At 47.8% G+C, this 16,627-nt stretch carries 13 protein-coding genes and 1 pseudogene; 7 read left to right on the top strand and 7 right to left on the bottom strand.

The annotated features are described in order from the left end of the window. Positions 1–280: 280 nt before the first annotated feature. Positions 281–685 (top strand): substrate-binding domain-containing protein, encoded by a 405-nt coding sequence (locus NH568_RS05985; protein ID WP_253045760.1) that lies wholly within the window; start codon positions 281–283, stop codon positions 683–685. 12 nt (positions 686–697) lie between these two features. Continuing rightward, complete coding sequence (locus NH568_RS05980; protein WP_253045585.1) at positions 698–1,834, top strand: hypothetical protein; 1,137 nt, start codon at positions 698–700, stop codon at positions 1,832–1,834. Between the two features lie 198 nt (positions 1,835–2,032). Here NH568_RS05980 and NH568_RS05975 read toward each other — a convergent pair. Then, a pseudogene (locus NH568_RS05975) lies at positions 2,033–2,731 on the bottom strand (transporter substrate-binding domain-containing protein); the annotation flags it as partial. 334 nt (positions 2,732–3,065) lie between these two features. On the opposite strand from NH568_RS05975, the gene NH568_RS05970 reads away from it, so the two are divergent. Both NH568_RS05970 and NH568_RS05965 read left to right on the top strand, forming a co-directional pair. Then, complete coding sequence (locus NH568_RS05970; protein ID WP_253045583.1) at positions 3,066–5,870, top strand: tetratricopeptide repeat protein; 2,805 nt, start codon at positions 3,066–3,068, stop codon at positions 5,868–5,870. Positions 5,871–5,958: 88 nt separating this feature from the next. Then, positions 5,959–6,369: an MAPEG family protein gene (locus tag NH568_RS05965; protein ID WP_253045582.1), complete on the top strand. Its 411-nt coding sequence runs from the start codon at positions 5,959–5,961 to the stop codon at positions 6,367–6,369. Between the two features lie 15 nt (positions 6,370–6,384). Here the strand turns inward: NH568_RS05965 and NH568_RS05960 are convergent, their stop codons facing one another. The 6 genes from NH568_RS05960 to NH568_RS05935 form a co-directional block, all read right to left on the bottom strand. After that, positions 6,385–6,858 carry a hypothetical protein gene (locus tag NH568_RS05960; RefSeq protein ID WP_054017172.1) on the bottom strand — a complete coding sequence of 158 codons (474 nt, stop codon included), beginning with the start codon at positions 6,856–6,858 and terminating at the stop codon, positions 6,385–6,387. Positions 6,859–6,959: 101 nt separating this feature from the next. After that, a complete protein-coding gene (locus NH568_RS05955) occupies positions 6,960–7,352 on the bottom strand; it encodes a DUF6463 family protein (RefSeq protein WP_253045581.1) in 393 nt (130 codons plus the stop codon). After that, entirely contained in the window at positions 7,349–7,888 is a 540-nt protein-coding gene (locus tag NH568_RS05950) for a TetR/AcrR family transcriptional regulator (RefSeq protein WP_253045580.1), read from the bottom strand. Before NH568_RS05950 ends, NH568_RS05955 begins: the two co-directional genes overlap by 4 nt. Then, positions 7,885–8,385 (bottom strand): DUF2867 domain-containing protein, encoded by a 501-nt coding sequence (locus NH568_RS05945; RefSeq protein ID WP_253045578.1) that lies wholly within the window; start codon positions 8,383–8,385, stop codon positions 7,885–7,887. Before NH568_RS05945 ends, NH568_RS05950 begins: the two co-directional genes overlap by 4 nt. Before the next feature lie 145 nt (positions 8,386–8,530). After that, positions 8,531–9,316 (bottom strand): nucleoside-binding protein, encoded by a 786-nt coding sequence (locus NH568_RS05940; protein ID WP_253045576.1) that lies wholly within the window; start codon positions 9,314–9,316, stop codon positions 8,531–8,533. Between the two features lie 133 nt (positions 9,317–9,449). Continuing rightward, on the bottom strand, positions 9,450–10,763 hold the full coding sequence (locus tag NH568_RS05935) for a Na+/H+ antiporter NhaC family protein (RefSeq protein WP_253045574.1): 1,314 nt from the start codon (positions 10,761–10,763) through the stop codon (positions 9,450–9,452). Between the two features lie 444 nt (positions 10,764–11,207). Between NH568_RS05935 and dapB the strand changes: the two genes are divergently transcribed. The 3 genes from dapB (at position 11,208) to carB (ending at position 16,590) form a co-directional block, all read left to right on the top strand. Then, complete coding sequence (dapB, locus tag NH568_RS05930) at positions 11,208–12,011, top strand: 4-hydroxy-tetrahydrodipicolinate reductase (RefSeq protein WP_253045572.1); 804 nt, start codon at positions 11,208–11,210, stop codon at positions 12,009–12,011. Between the two features lie 206 nt (positions 12,012–12,217). After that, positions 12,218–13,354, top strand: coding sequence for a glutamine-hydrolyzing carbamoyl-phosphate synthase small subunit (gene carA, locus NH568_RS05925; protein WP_138550584.1), 1,137 nt, complete (start codon positions 12,218–12,220; stop codon positions 13,352–13,354). A 17-nt stretch (positions 13,355–13,371) separates the two neighbouring features. Then, on the top strand, positions 13,372–16,590 hold the full coding sequence (gene carB, locus NH568_RS05920) for a carbamoyl-phosphate synthase large subunit (RefSeq protein ID WP_253045570.1): 3,219 nt from the start codon (positions 13,372–13,374) through the stop codon (positions 16,588–16,590). Positions 16,591–16,627 lie beyond the last annotated feature (37 nt).

The raw sequence follows: 16,627 nt of genomic DNA, 5'->3' as shown, positions 1-16,627 counted from the left end.
AGTCCACTACCAAGTTTTAGTCATAAGACAAAAAAAAGCCAATTGTTTAGTTAAATTTAACAAAGTGCTCGTGTTGCTCAGTCTGGCCTTTGTTACGCTGTATTCGCTATTGTCTCAGAAATCGCACAATGTCCTATCTAACCACCTGTTAAAAATTGGCTAATTATTAACCTCTCTACTACTTTGAAGGGGGAAGTTTGTGCACAAAACTTCTTGATTCTGCCACTCACATGAGGAAACGATTATGTCAATCTCCGTCAAGAAGGCGTGTTGTGCGGCCATGTATGGTGCCGCACTTTTGAGTATGGCCCAGCCCTTGCACGTACATGCCGAAGTTGTTGTCATTGTTCATCCAAGCAATGACTCATCCTTTGATCAGGGTGAAATTAAAAAGATATTCCTAGGAAAAACAAAGTCTTTTTCTAACGGTCGCAATGCGATTTTGATCAGTGCCAGTGCGGATGACCCAGCGACCGACGAGTTTAACGAAAAGGTGATAGGCCGCTCCAGCAGCCAGGTGAAAGCCTACTGGTCAAAAATTTTGTTCACAGGAAAGGGCACCCCCCCGCAGGAGATGAACTCGGCTCAGGAGGTGATCTCGACTGTGGCCTCTAATCCCGATGCGATTGGATATATTGACGCGAGTGCTGCAACAGACTCGGTCAAGGTTGTTGCGAAATTTTAATAGGGCATAATCATGAAAAAATTATTAGCATTCTCATCTTGTTTGTCTTTATTACTGTCAGCATCGGCCATGGCTGAGATGCGGATAAGTGGATATGGTTCTATCATTGCCGGTAAAACCCTGGGTACGGTGGATGACCCACTCAACCCCGGACAAACCCGCGATGAAATATTGACCGCTGACTTTTATGATGTGGGTCAGTATGACAATGACATCACCTTTAATGCCGAGTCAATTTTAGCTGTACAGGCTGTGGTTGACCTTAACGAAAAGTTCTCAGTCACTGCGCAGCTGGTGGCCAAAGGGGTCGACGATTTTGAGCCTGAATTCGACTGGTATTATGTGACCTATCAGGCCTCAGATCAGCTCACCCTTATGGCAGGACGTCGTAATATCCCCATGTACTATTTCTCAGAGTTTTCAGAGGTTGGTTATGCTTACCCCTGGATGCGACCCCCTTCAAACTTATATTGGTGGCAGGTTACTCAGTTTAACGGGGTCCATGCAATGTATAGCTTTGATCTGGGTGATTACAGCAATACACTCACCTTTTTCTACGGTAACGAGTATTCAGACGATAACGTCGAAATGCTCTACTACGATAAACTGTATGGTGGCAACGCGCGAACGGTCAATGAATTCTGGACCGATATCACAGGAATGAACTGGAATATTTCTGGCGACAACTTTGACCTGAGATTTGTTTACTTCCAGAACGACCGCGACAGGGAGACCATTCAGCAAGACGGTAGTATTGACCCTTATACGCCATTTTCTCAGACCTTTATTGGCCTGGGCGGGAGCATCAATTTAAGTCAGTTCACGGTACTTTTTGATGCCAACTTTGTTGATTACGATGACGATCTGGGCACTGAATTTCCTACCTATCTGGTTTCTCTCGTCTATCACTGGGATGATATTCAACCCTATGTATCTTATTCAAAAGCCGATCATGAACGCTCCAAAGTCCCGACAGAAGATTTGGAAGAACACTACATGCTGAGCTTTGGTGTTCGCTATGATTTTATGCCTAAGGCGGCTTTCAAAGTCCAGTATGACAAGTTTGTCGATCAGGGCGATGTACCTAACGGTTGGGCCTATCACGGCGATTCGCGCACCATCAGTATGGGTGTCGACTTTGTCTTTTAGTCCTGTATTCGCGCTGAACGGTCCAGATCGTTTCAGGGGTTAAGCTATGTGACCTTGTTAAATACTCTCAGCCCGATATCACTTTTCCGATTTCGGGCTTTTATTACTCCCTGCGTTTTTGGCCTTGTTAGCACTATCCTCAGTGTTGTTATCTTAAAAATACAATTATTTCTGATTCCTACATCTGCTCTTTTCGCTCTAACGTATCAGATTGTGAAACTGCTCAACCACATTTGAATAGAGGAAGCTTTGTTCAAGCAAGGCTTCCATCAGCCCTTCAGGTCTTGCTTTGATAATGGCCGCTTCCAACGCTTCTTTGTCGGCCAGACAAGGGCTTTGGTTAGACAAGGCAAGGTACACAGGGTTGATTTGTACAGGTTCAGGTAACATGGCAAGTGGCAAAGACTGCTCACTATACACATTCAACCAACTGCTGATGGCCTGCCACTGTGGGGCAATAAAGTAATCAATCCGACCCAGCGCCAGCATTTTAAGGGCTTTTTCAACGCTATCCGCCGTCGTCAGGGTCAGTTGGGTGAGATCAAATCCGGTGTGGCTATGTGTGGCTGATTTAGCTTCACGTAACGCTGCGCCTCTGAGCGGCAAAAGTGCATGCAAGTTACGCAGCGGTAATTCTCGGCGTCGATAAAACACACTGTGTGCAGACGTTGTCAGAGGAGGCTCTAAATAGGTAAACCACTCAGGCGGGTAGTGGGTGCTTTGCAGACCAACCAGCAAGTCAATATGGCTATCTCTTGCCCATTGAATGGCTCTGAGCCAGGGCATGGGCTTTGCTACTTCAACGTGCGTTTGCTTAGGCAAAATTTGCCGAACAAAATCAAAGCCAATTCCCCGTAAACTGTCTTCACTAATAGCATAGCTAATGGGAGGGGCATCAGGGCTGCCGCCATGCGTATTTCAGAGCACATCGCAAAACTGTATTTGCTAACCAATAAGCAAAGCAATAAAAGGGCTATAACATGGGAGCGATTCACAATTTTACCACCAACTAAGGTGAAGGCTGTTATTAGTTATAGCTTAATTCTGTTTGTTTTTCGCGGTGCTATTGAGGCTCAGTGTGAGCGGACAGTATGCTAAAGGTCGTCATTGGAGCGGCGTAATTTATTATTTGTATCGCAATACAAATTCAAAGAGGTGCCAAAATGCAACTAAATTGTACTAATTTAAGTAATAGCTTTGAGTTCTCTAAAGAACCGTGAAGGGGTGGTATATGCCGGAAAATTTGAATGGCCTTAAGTGCCTGGTTTGCTTATGTCTGTGCCTGACATTCAATATGGCATCTGCGACCCAGTCACCTGCGTCACCCCAGAAAATGGCTGTCAAGATAGAAGATGCTGAAGGCCATGATAAGGTCGAAGCAATCATTGATTTCGTTGCGGCGCACTTTCATTTTCATTCTACTCAGTCACTTACCTACGGGAAAATCGGATTATCCATGCTGTCAGATAATCCCAATAACGACCAGGCAGCGCGGTTGCTGAGTCATCTAGCTCGGGCCCATATATCGAAACGTGAGCTAAGCGAGGCCAAAGAATTGGCACAGCGCGCGAACGTATTGGCAGTACAAAGTGGTATCGAGACTAACCAGGTGCTAGCCAGACTGGTCTCTGCAGATGTTGCGACACGGCAGGAAAATTTCGCAGTTGCAGAGGCTGATCTTGCTACGGCAATGGCGCTGGCAGCCAATATAGGGCATGACAGGTATCTCGCCAGAGCACGACAGTTATCGGGTGTACTCAATGTACAGTTAATGCGTTTTGATGATGCATTGGCCGATTTTCTTCATAGTCTGAATTTATATCGCAATTTACAGGATACCTACAGGGCATCTTCGGTACATCAAAGTCTGGCGTCGCTTTACAGAAAAATGAATCTGTATGAAAAGGTGCTGATCCATCAGAATCAGGCCATCCAGATAGCGGTAGAGCTCAAAGACGACAGAAAGCTTGGCATTTATTACAGCAACATGGGTACCTACTTTGAAGAGATTGGTGACTACAACAGCGCCATTGATATGTACTTGAAGTCACTGGAGTACAAAAAAGTGCTGGGTTATAAAATGGGTATGATCCACACTTACAATCGGCTGGGTTCCGCCTATCGTTTAGCAGGGGACTTTAGTCGTTCTGAAAGTAGCCTGATGGAGGCCGAGCAGTTAAAGCAGGCAATCAAACGCTATGACACTAATATCTCTACCTACCTGGACCTGGGGCGTTTGTACTTAGATACAGGCGAGTTGAAAAAAGCTGAAGACTATCTTAATAAAAGTTTGCCATTGTATCTGGGGTCACCGTGGGAAGACAGGATAGCTGAGATTTATCAGGCTTTCGCGCAATTGTCGTTGCAGCGGGGAGACGCAAATCAGGCGATTGAACACTATCTCAGAGCCATTGAAATTGCTCATCGGCATCAAAGAGACACGCAGGTGTTGCACTACCATCGTGAGCTTGCGCAGGTCTATGAGCGCGTTGGTCAGGTGCAGGAGGCGCTTAGATATCTGAACGCTTATTTACTGCGTCAAACCGAGTGGGAAGACAGAAATAACCAATATCGGCTCAGTGCGTTGAGTGTGGAGTTTGATGTTGAAGAAAAGGAACGTGAAATTGCTGCCCTGGTTCAGGAAAATCGAATTAAAGATTTAGAAATAGAAAAGCAGGCATTCCAAAAAGGCGCTGTTCTGATTGCGTTAGTACTGGCATTTGGCACCGTCTTCTTTTTGTATTTTTGGTACAGCAAAAACAAACAGCTCAAGATAGAGCAACTTGCTTTACAACAAGTGAGTGATGTAAAAGAGCGCCTGAGACTGGCCTTATGGGGAAGTGGGGATGAACTGTGGGATTGGGATTTGGCTGCGGGGGTTATCACACGAGATAATCGACTGGGTAATTTGCAGTTACCTGATGCTCAGATTGGTTCTGATCTTGGCACACTCAAAGCGTCCGTTCATCCACAAGACTATACAAGGTTACAAGAGGCGTTCAACAGACACTGTAGCGGAGAAAGTGATTATTATGAGGTGAGTTACCGGGTTAAAGACAAGCAGGGTAACTGGTTGTGGGTGCTGGACAGAGGCAAAATAACGGCACGAGACGAAGCGGGCAACGCCATCAGAGCATGTGGCACAATCAAAGATATATCAGAACTTAAGGCCACAGAGCTGGCGCTGGCAGAACTCAATAAATCCCTTGAAAAGCGGGTCGAAGAGCGAACCGAGCGATTGCAACAATCCGCCGATGAGCTGGCAAATACCCTTGAAGAACTCACCGCAACACAATCTACCCTGGTGGAAGCGCAAAAAATGGCGTCTCTTGGACGTCTTGTCAGCGGTGTTTCTCATGAGCTCAACACTCCACTTGGCACAGCCATAACGGCCAGCTCAGTATTAACTCAGTCTTTGCGAAGCTTTAAGGACAAGCTGGACAGTGGCAAACTGACATTAAGCGACACCCAAGCGTTTATTGAACTTTCAGAGTCTAGCGCACAGCTGATGGACAGCAATACAGCCCGCGCAGCTCAGCTGGTTAAGCGTTTTAAGCAGGCATCCGCTCAGGAATATATCAGCAGTAACGACCCAATCGAATTGAAACCCTTTATAGAGGCGTTTTTGGCATACAGGATAAAGGAAAGCAAAGTAAAGGTTGAGCTTGACTGTCATGACGCAATCAATATCTTCAGTAATGGTCAGGCACTTGAAAAAATACTCGAAGACTTGCTTGCAAACGCGATTGATCATGGCTTCGATGCTGCTGAGGGGCGTATTTTGATTCAAGTCAGACAACAAGAAGAAATGATAACCATGCTGTTTTCAGATAATGGTAAAGGGATCGACAAGGCAGAGCTTGCGCAGATTTTTGAGCCATTTCATACTACTGCGCGCCATAAAGGGAGTGTAGGCCTGGGCTTATATATGGTGTTTAACCTGGTGACCTATGTACTAAATGGCAACATTCAGTGCAAACCCAACGTACCACAGGGCTGCACGTTTGAGGTGGTATTCCCGACAAAATTAAGATGACTGTATATTTTTCAGTGGCTTAGTTGAATTAATCGACTCATTAGGTCAATGTATATGCACCCATAATAAGCACAATAAGGAGCTCTGTGTGACAGAGTTACTGGTCCCATATCAACTGACTATTCTGGTGCTCGGGTTATCGGGTGGACTATTTTTAATTCAGCTGGCGATTGTCAATATTATCGCAATTAAGCAAAAGCATCCGCCTGGCGTGGCGGTCTCGCAGGACCCGCAAACGCTGTTGTTTCGAAGTAACCGAGTGTTTGCCAATAGCAACGAAACAGTGGGGATCTTGATACTGGTGGTGCTTTTTGCGGTATTCCCGGGCACACATCCGGGTTGGCTCAACGGATTAGCTGCCACATACCTGCTGTACAGGGTCGGGCATATGGTGTGTTACTACTTAGATCAGAAACTAATGCGAAGTATCTCTTTTGGCGTCTGCTATCTCAGCCTGTTGGGTATTTTTGTTAGTGGTATGGCCGCCTGGTTAAGATAATCCAGGCGTGCGTATTCAGGTTATGGCGCGAATAATGATCCCGGGATCTGTGATCCCTTCTTTTTTCAGCGCTTCCTGAATGTTTTTGATCATATCGAAATACTGCTCCTGCAACTGCATCAGGTACTGGCTTTTCATTTCTGTCAGTTGCTGAGTTGCCTCATCGGGTTCTCGTTCTGTTTGCAATGCCATTAACTCTTCTTTGAGTAAGGTCATTTCTTCTTTGAGCTTTTCCAGACGCTCCAGCATTCGCTGGATATAGGCAGGGACATCTTCAAATTCCTCAGCGTCTTCTTTGGCTTTTTCCCCGGATAGTACATGCTTGTCTTCATTAGATAAAGTTATGCCCTGAGCTTCTTCTGCGGTATCTGTTGCAGACGGCGTCGTCTGTTGTTCTTTGGTTGCAGCCACTTCGTCTGTCGCGGTGGCTGCAGGTTTACTCTGAAAAGCGGTAATGTCTCTGGATGTCTGGTGAATTATAAATGTCATAGCACTTTCCCTGATCACGCTTGGCTAAACATACAAAGTATCGATTAATACTTTTATCTTAATTTATATCGACATTTAATTGGACATCTTTAGGACAAAAGTTATGACAAATGCGACGGCCTGCGCCAGAATTTGTCTTTTAATAGCGAGAGGGCACCAAGCAAAATCAATAAATAAGCACCAGAGAAAGGCATTATGATCGCCAGTACCACACCAAATAAGGTGAGTGAGGGGGCAAATAGCCCTGGCACGGGTATCTGATATGTACTGAGTTGGCGTAACACAGAGCCAAGGAGTAAAAACAACACCCCACTGCTTAGAAACCACACGATGGCTTCGCGGTCAAATAGCATACTGCCGTTGACGACGGTCGTGGCGAACCAGCCTTCCTGATGCATTGCAGTGAGTACCTCCCAGCCCATCAAAATGCCGACCAGGTTGTGAAGCAGGCCTGTGAATATCAGCCCATTTCCTAAAAAAGCGGCGCGATTCATAATAATGCCTCCAGTTGCGTTTTCGCCTGTCGGGAACTCAGTGTCAGGCACTCCTGAACGGACAGGCGAGGGTAGAGCTGCTGTAGCCCCAGAAAGCTGGCATAGCTGGTGGTTGCTAGTTGCTCTGCCTGCGTTGAGTCTAAACCTAATTCAAGGTAACAGGTTTTAAGGTAATGCTGACGCTGAGCGTCTATGGTGCACAAGTGGTGCTGGATGCTGGTATCTTTCAGGGCCCAGGCCCGAATATGCATTTCAGCTTCAATGTCCGTCACTGCAATGGCTTCATCGAGGCGTTCCAGCCTGGTCTTGGGACAGGGCTGTGTATCGGCAATGGCAATCAGGCGTGCAGTGGCTTGCTCATACCAGTAAGTCATCAGTGCATCGATAAAAGCCTGGCGATTTTTAAAGTGATGATAAAAAGAGCCCTTAGTCACTTTTTTACGGCTGCATAGTCGGTCTATGGTCAGAGCATCTGGTCCACTGCGGATCAGCGTTTTTAGCGCAAATGCCAGCCAACTCTGTTTTGCATCGCTCATAATCTTCCTGCCTTCTTGGCATTGTGAATAACACTGCGCGCGATAACATAATGAAAGGGTAAAATGGCAGTGAGGTAAATGCGACCCGTCAAGGTTTTTGGATTAACCAAAGTGGATACAATCACCGTGTTTTGCTGTTTTTTTACGCTCAGGTAAAAGGCCATATGGCGGTCTTCAGCGTTGCTGATAATCTCCTCAGGGTACTTTTCGCAAACGTTCAGAAAGCCTGCCTGATCGCCTACATCCAGCTCATCACCGGCGGGCACCATAGTGTTTTGCCCGACTGAAAAACCAAATGCAGCGACTAACTTATTTCTGAGTCGCATCAACTGTGTTACCCAGCCGGGCATAGTATTAAAAATCCGGTATTGCAGCTGGCTGGGTGTTAGGGATGGTGTGTCGAGCGTGACTTGTAGTGCGTCACGAAAATGGTGCGCGCATGCTTTTGCCTGAAGGCGATCGTGCTCAGGTTTAAGGCTCATAATCTGACTAAACATAAACAACTCCGTTTGATGGCAACTGAACATACCATACTGTATGGTATGTTTCTGTGCAATGGTTTTACGTGGTTTTTATTCGGAAGTAATAGCAAGGGGGGACGTAAGCCGGGTCAGTGACAATAACCCGGCAAAAAAGCGTGGCTTAGAATGTCCAGGCCAGGTGCACCTGAGGAACCGATTCATTGGTGTCGGTGCCCAGTTTATTTCGCCAGTACTGCCATTCGATACCCAGCATCAGCTGGTTTTCGGGCATCTCCAGTGCGTGACCCAGATCCCAGCGCAAAATAGGTTGTGCCAGTAGCCAGCCTTTCACATCACCGCCCACTTCATTGTCGCGGCCGGTGATGTATTCCACATGACCTGTAAACTCAAACTTGTGTCCGCCAATGGTAAACGGGTAGCCCCAGGCCACATCCAGCATATAACTGTTGGTCTCTTTCGGCGCGCCACCGGCATTCACGCCGCGACTGTCGTCGATGTAGCCGGTCAGAGTGGTAGAAAAGAAATTAAACCCGTCGATATTCCAGGAGAGTTTTACGCCTGGCAGGTATTTCATGACTTTGGCATCGCCTGCGGCGTTAAAGCCCATCACAATCCCAACGTCCTGAAGTGGTGAGTCATTAAACTTCAGATCTGCCAGCTTCCCCAGACTAAATGTAGAGTACCATTCTCCGTAAAAGTCGCCATCCTGATAGCCATCGTCCAGATCGTCTGTGCTGTAATCGATAAAGAAGAAGTTATCGCCATAACGGTAACCGGAGGCATGTTGCAGAGAATAAATCGTCTGATTGGCCTTTTGCTGACTAAATGGATTTTTAAATTCACCGTGATTAAGGTGTAGCTGAGTGTTACTCCAGTCAGCCGCTGCAGCCGTACCAGCACTAAGCATAAGACTCAGAGTGAGCGCAGAAAAAAGTGGTGTTTTCATTGTTTCTCGTGTGTATGGGGTTATAAACAGCTGAATTATAAACGCAAATCAACAAACAAGTGGAATAAAAACACGCATTTTCTTGGTTTAGGACAAATAATGGCACCCTGAGGATGCCATTTCTGTTTGGTGATTAGTCTTTATGGCGGCGCAAACATATAACGGCAATGGCCGTAAACGCCAGAATAAAGCAGTAAAAGGACGAGGTAGAAACTTCCCAGGGGCTGATCTTAAAAGTCGCGCCCAGCAACAAAGCTTGTGCGCCATAAGGCAAGGATCCCTGCATGACACAGGCAAAAATGTCCAACAGGCTGGCTGAACGCTTACCAGAGATCTCACCATCATCGGCCAGCTTTTTAGCAACCGGACCAGCAACAATAATACTTACGGTGTTGTTGGCGATACACAGGTTACTGGTCAGTACCAGCGCGGCAATACCCAGCTGATCGGCCACTTTTCTGTGCCATTTGGCAATGATGGCCGTTATTGTCTGGATCTTGTGAGCCAGATAATCCAGCCCGCCATTGACGCGGATAAATTCAGACAAGCCACCGATGAACATAGATAACAGGAAAATTTCCTGCATATCACTGAAGCCCTTGTATACGTCTTTAACGAAAGCGGCACCCTGATAATCGCCGGTGAACCCCATCAGTGCAGCGAAAATAATACCACTAAAGAGCACCACAAAGACGTTGATGCCGATCACTGCCAGCACCAAAATAAAGGCATAGGGCAATACCAGTAGCCAGTCAAAAGGCTTGGTTTCAACCGCCTGTGGCTCTGGGGTTAGGAATACCAGCAGCGCTACGGTAAGCACGGCAGCGGGCAGGGCAATTTTCAGGTTTTCTTTAAATTTGTCTTTCATTTCACAACCCTGAGTACGGGTTGCTGCTATGGTGGTATCCGAAATGATAGACAGGTTATCACCAAACATCGCACCGGAGACAATGGTACCGGCCATCAGAGCGGGATCGATACCGGTTTTAACAGATACCGCGTAGGCAATCGGGCCAATCGCACCGATAGTACCCATTGACGTACCCATGGCAGTCGAGACCACAGCGGCAATTAAAAACAGCCCGGGTAGTAGCAGGCTTGGCGGGATCAGCGATAATCCGGCATTGACGACGGCATCAACGCCGCCCGTGGCACTGGCCACCGATGAAAACGCACCGGCAAGCAAGTAGATTAAGCACATGGTAATGATATTGCTGTGTCCGGCGCCTTTAATAAAGGTTTCAACGCTCTGGTTGATGGTGCCTTTGTTGATCCAAAACGCGATAACTATGGCGGGTAAAATGGCCACCGGTGCCGGTAGCTGATAAAAAGCATAGTCGACGCCCTGTGATTGCAGGTACAGACCTGCGCCCAGGAACAGGCCAACAAAGGTTAAAAGAGGTAGCAAAGAAAGTTTTGCTTGTGTGTGATTTAAGTGTGGCTGCATAGCACTCCCCAAAAACTAACCACAGCCAACGAGTCCATTATTAGCTGCATTTAAACTACATCGCCCGCAATAATTGAAATCGGCGAGGGCGGAAGTTTATATGGTTAGACGTCTAAAGTCCATTGTGTTTCGTTATTATATTTTTCTACCTGTCTGAGCGTTTAGCTTTGAGCGTGAGCAGAGCTTTTGATAGCTCAAAACACGACTTTAAAGTGTGCTCGGCCTTGCTGGTTGCACGTCAATGACGAGCCCGCAAAACAGGATAGATTCGTATTATTGTCAACTGACTATGACACAGAGATAGGGTAAACTCTAGAGCACAAAATTAATCACCTGGCATAAAAGCGGGGTGATCGAGCTTATCTCTCTTGCGCTGAAAATCGGGAAAATACGTTTCCGTACCACCAAACAGGTGGCATATCTAACACAAAGGAAAACCGTAAAATGACACAAATCGGTATTTTTGGCGCCAATGGCCGTATGGGCCTGGCGCTGATTGAAGCAGTCCAACAGTCTCAGCATTGCCAGCTTGGCAGCGCATTCGTCAGAGCGTCCTCGCCACACCGTAACCAGCCTATTGCCACACTACAGCCGCAAGCACCTGCCGGGTCGACCTTCAGTTCTGAACAGCAATTGGATCCTGAACTGGATGTACTGATCGACTTTACGCTACCAGAGGGTATGCTCGGCCACTTGCAACAGGCTGTGGCGAATAAAACGCCCATGGTAATTGGCACAACCGGCCTGAGTGCAGAGCAAATGCAGGCACTGGAAACCGCCTCTGAGTCTATTCCGATTGTTTTTGCACGTAACTTTAGTGTCGGTGTGACGCTGATGCTGGACCTGGTGCAAACTGCCGCGGCAAAGCTGGCCGATGAAATGGACATTGAAATCTTTGAAGCTCATCACCGTAATAAAGTCGACGCACCGTCGGGGACCGCGCTGGCGATTGGTGAAGCCATTGCCGAGGCAAAAGGGTGGGATCATGACCAGGTGGCGCGCTATGACAGAACTCAGGTACATGAGGCTAAAAGTCAACAAGAAATTGGCTATTCAGTGCTCAGAGCTGGCGATATAGTTGGTGAACATACGGCTTATTTTGCCACTATGGGAGAAAGGCTGGAATTAACACACAAAGCAACATCAAGATTAACCTTCGCATCAGGTGCTGTAAGGGCTGCGCAGTGGTTAAAAGATAAGCCGAACGGACTTTATTCCATGCAAGATGTGCTTGGATTGAAGAGGTAAGCTTACTATTTTAGCGTGTTCGTTAGTAAAAGTCGCTAAAAACCTTATTTTTTTATTTTTTACGCGAATTATTAGACGAATCTAAGAAAGTGCTGTAGACTATAACGAATTTGCCAAAATTTTAATAACTGCGTGTTACCAAGCGCTTTGTAGACGGGAAAACAAGCGTTGGCTTGCTCCCGTTTTTTACTATCTAGGAGGTTAACTTGACTAAATCCGCTCTCTTAGTCCTTGAAGACGGCACTGTGTTTCGCGGTACTGCCATTGGCGCTGACGGCCTGTCCGTTGGTGAGGTAGTATTCAATACGTCTATGACGGGATATCAAGAAATTTTGACGGATCCTTCTTATGCAGAACAGATTGTGACGCTGACTTATCCACACATCGGGAATACCGGTACTAATAGTGAGGATGAAGAAGCCGATAAAATCTGGGCTAAGGGTCTGGTAATTCGGGATTTGCCATTGCTTGCAAGTAATTTCCGTAACGAGCAATCGTTAAGTGACTACTTAAAAGCACGCAATATCCTTGGGATTGCCGATATAGATACGCGTAAGCTGACGCGTATCCTGCGTGATAAGGGCGCTCAAAATGGCTGCATCATCGCGGGCGATGAAATTGATGAGCAGCAGGCACTGGAAGCGGCAAAAGCGTTCCCAGGCCTTAAAGGGATGGATTTAGCGAAAGTCGTAACAACAGAACAGACTTACGAGTGGCGTGAAGGGAGCTGGACTTTAGGTCAGGGCTTCCAGACTCTGAGTGCTGAAAATGAGCAATTCCATGTTGTTGCGTATGATTTTGGTGTGAAAAAGAACATTCTTCGCATGTTAGTCGACCGTGGCTGTAAACTAACTGTAGTACCAGCAGAAACCTCCGCTGCAGAAGTACTGGCGATGAATCCAGACGGTATTTTCCTGTCTAATGGCCCAGGCGACCCAGCGCCTTGTACCTACGCAATCGATGCGATTAAAGCTTTCTTAGAAACTGACACGCCTATTTTTGGTATTTGTTTGGGCCATCAGTTACTGGCGCTGGCCTCAGGTGCACAAACGGTGAAGATGAAGTTCGGTCACCACGGTGGTAACCACCCGGTGAAAGACCTGGATCGTGACGTGGTAATGATCACAGCACAGAACCATGGTTTTGCTGCGGATGAAGCAACTTTGCCAGATAACCTGCGTGCAACGCATAAGTCGTTGTTCGACGGAACCTTGCAGGGCATTCATCGTACCGACAAACCGGCATTTAGCTTCCAGGGTCACCCAGAAGCAAGCCCGGGTCCGCATGATGCAGCGCCGCTGTTCGACCACTTCATTGAATTAATGCAAGCACGTAAAGCCTAATTAGAACCGGAGTAACAATGCCAAAACGTACCGACTTAAACAGCATACTGATCCTGGGCGCAGGCCCAATCGTCATCGGCCAAGCCTGTGAGTTTGACTACTCTGGTGCTCAGGCGTGTAAAGCGCTGAGAGAAGAGGGCTACCGGGTTATTCTGGTTAACTCAAACCCGGCAACCATCATGACTGACCCGGAAATGGCAGATGCGACTTACATCGAGCCAATTCACTGGGAAGTGGTTGAGAAAATCATTGAAAAAGAAAAGCCAGATGCGGTACTACCGACTATGGGTGGTCAGACTGCTCTAAACTGTGCGCTTGACCTGGACAAGCATGGTGTACTGGCTAAGCACGGTGTTGAGCTGATCGGTGCAACTGCGGATGCCATCGACAAAGCTGAGAACCGCGAGCGCTTCGACGTTGCAATGAAAAACATTGGCCTTGAGTGTCCTCGCGCAGAGATTGCACACTCAATGGATGAAGCGCACGATGTACTGTCGCGCATCGGCTTCCCGTGTATCATTCGTCCTTCTTTCACTATGGGTGGTACCGGTGGTGGTGTTGCCTACAACATGGAAGAGTTCGACGAAATTTGTACCCGTGGTCTGGATCTATCTCCAACCAACGAGCTACTGATCGACGAGAGCTTACTGGGCTGGAAAGAATACGAAATGGAAGTGGTGCGTGACAAAAACGACAACTGCATCATTGTGTGTTCTATCGAAAACTTCGACCCTATGGGTGTTCACACGGGCGACTCAATCACAGTTGCACCGGCACAAACTCTGACTGACAAAGAATATCAGATCATGCGTAACGCCTCGATGGCGGTATTGCGTGAGATTGGCGTAGAAACCGGTGGTTCAAACGTTCAGTTCGGTGTTAACCCGGATGATGGCCGTATGGTTATCATTGAAATGAACCCGCGTGTATCGCGTTCATCAGCACTGGCATCTAAAGCAACCGGTTTCCCGATCGCTAAGATTGCAGCTAAGCTGGCTGTGGGTTATACCCTGGACGAGCTACAAAATGACATCACAGGCGGTGCAACCCCTGCGTCATTCGAACCGTCAATCGATTACGTTGTGACTAAGATCCCACGCTTTAACTTCGAGAAGTTCGCCGGCGCTAACGACCGTCTGACGACACAGATGAAGTCAGTGGGTGAGGTGATGGCCATTGGTCGTAACCAGCAAGAATCACTACAAAAAGCACTTCGTGGTCTGGAAGTGGGCGCAACAGGTCTTAACCCAATTGTTGCACTGGACGACCCGAAAGCGAAAGAAACCATTATTCGTGAACTACGTGAGCCAGGCGCAGAGCGTATCTGGTACATCGCCGATGCAATGCGTCACGGTATGAGCGTAGAAGAAGTGTTCGAGCTGACCAAAGTTGACCGCTGGTACCTGGTTCAGATTGAAGACATTCTGAAAGACGAAGCAACCATCGCTGAAGTGGGCATGGCTGGTCTGAATAAAGACTTCCTGCGTCGCCTTAAGCGTAAAGGTTTCTCAGATCCACGTATCGCTGAGATTGCGGGTGTGTCTGAAAAAGAAATTCGTAAGAAACGTCACCAGCTGGATATCCTGCCGGTTTACAAGCGCGTTGATACTTGTGCTGCAGAATTCAGCTCAGACACTGCTTACATGTACTCATCTTACGATGAAGAGTGTGAAGCGGCACCGTCTGACAAAGACAAAATCATGGTGATCGGTGGGGGTCCTAACCGTATCGGTCAGGGCATCGAGTTCGATTACTGTTGTGTACACGCCGCGCTGGCAATGCGTGAAGACGGCTACGAGACCATCATGGTGAACTGTAACCCTGAAACGGTTTCAACAGACTACGATACGTCAGACCGTCTGTTCTTCGAGCCAATCACATTGGAAGATGTGCTTGAAATCGTGCGCGTTGAAAAGCCAAAAGGGGTAATTGTTCAGTACGGTGGTCAGACGCCACTGAAACTGGCCCGTGACCTTGAAGCGAATGGTGTGCCAGTAATTGGTACTTCACCAGATGCGATTGACCGTGCTGAAGACCGTGAGCGCTTCCAGCAGCTGGTTGAGCGTCTTGACCTGCTTCAGCCTGAAAACGCAACGGTTACGTCACTGGAAGAAGCGGTGGCAAAATCTCAGGAAATCGGCTTCCCGCTGGTTGTACGTCCTTCTTATGTACTGGGTGGCCGTGCGATGGAAATCGTGTATGACGAAGATGACCTGCGTCGTTACATGACCGAAGCGGTTTCTGTGTCTAACGAAGCACCAGTATTGCTGGACCGCTTCCTGGATGACGCTATCGAAGTAGACGTTGATGCGATCTGTGACGGCGAAAACGTCATCATTGGTGGCATCATGGAGCACATTGAGCAAGCCGGTGTTCACTCAGGTGACTCTGCCTGTTCACTGCCTGCACACTCACTGTCGCAGGACATTCAGGACGTAATGCGCAAGCAAGTGCGCGACATGGCACTGGAGCTGGGCGTGGTTGGTCTGATGAATACTCAGTTCGCGGTAAAAGACGGTCAGGTTTACCTGATTGAAGTGAACCCGCGTGCTGCGCGTACCGTGCCGTTTGTTTCTAAAGCAACCGGTGTTGCGCTGGCAAAAGTGGCGGCCCGTTGTATGGTTGGCCAGTCACTGGAAAGCCAGGGCGTGACGAAAGAAGTTATCCCGCCTTACTACAGCGTAAAAGAAGTGGTACTGCCATTTGCTAAGTTCCAGGGTGTTGACCCAATGCGTGGTCCTGAGATGCGCTCTACCGGTGAGGTAATGGGTGTTGGTGAAAACTTCGCCGAAGCCTTCGCAAAAGCGCAATTAGGTGCATCAAACGCTTTACCACGTGGTGGTCGCGCGCTACTATCTGTTCGCAATGGTGACAAGGCACGTGTTGTAGAGCTGGCTAAGACCATGAAAGCCATTGGCTTTGAGCTGGATGCAACCAAAGGTACAGCACAAGCTCTGGAAGACGCCGGCATCGAAGTACGTCGCGTAAACAAGGTATTTGAAGGTCGTCCACACATTCTTGACCGCATCAAGAACGGTGAGTACAGCTACATTGTGAATACCACAGAAGGCCGTCAGGCTATCGAAGATTCGAAGGTGTTACGTCGTGGTGCACTTCAGCATAAGACTAACTACACCACTACGCTCAACGCAGCGTTTGCAAACTGTACAGCCAATGAGGCTGACGACAGAAGTTCTGTAAACTCTGTTCAGGAGCTACACCAGCGTTTGAACTAAGAAGAACAAGGCCAGGGCGCAAGCCCTGGCAATGAGT

Source organism: Pseudoalteromonas sp. XMcav2-N (genome assembly GCF_024124545.1).
Classification (GTDB): Bacteria; Pseudomonadota; Gammaproteobacteria; order Enterobacterales; family Alteromonadaceae; genus Pseudoalteromonas.
The sequence above is the reverse complement of the archived record's forward strand: the minus strand, read 5'-3'. Positions and strand labels throughout refer to the sequence as shown.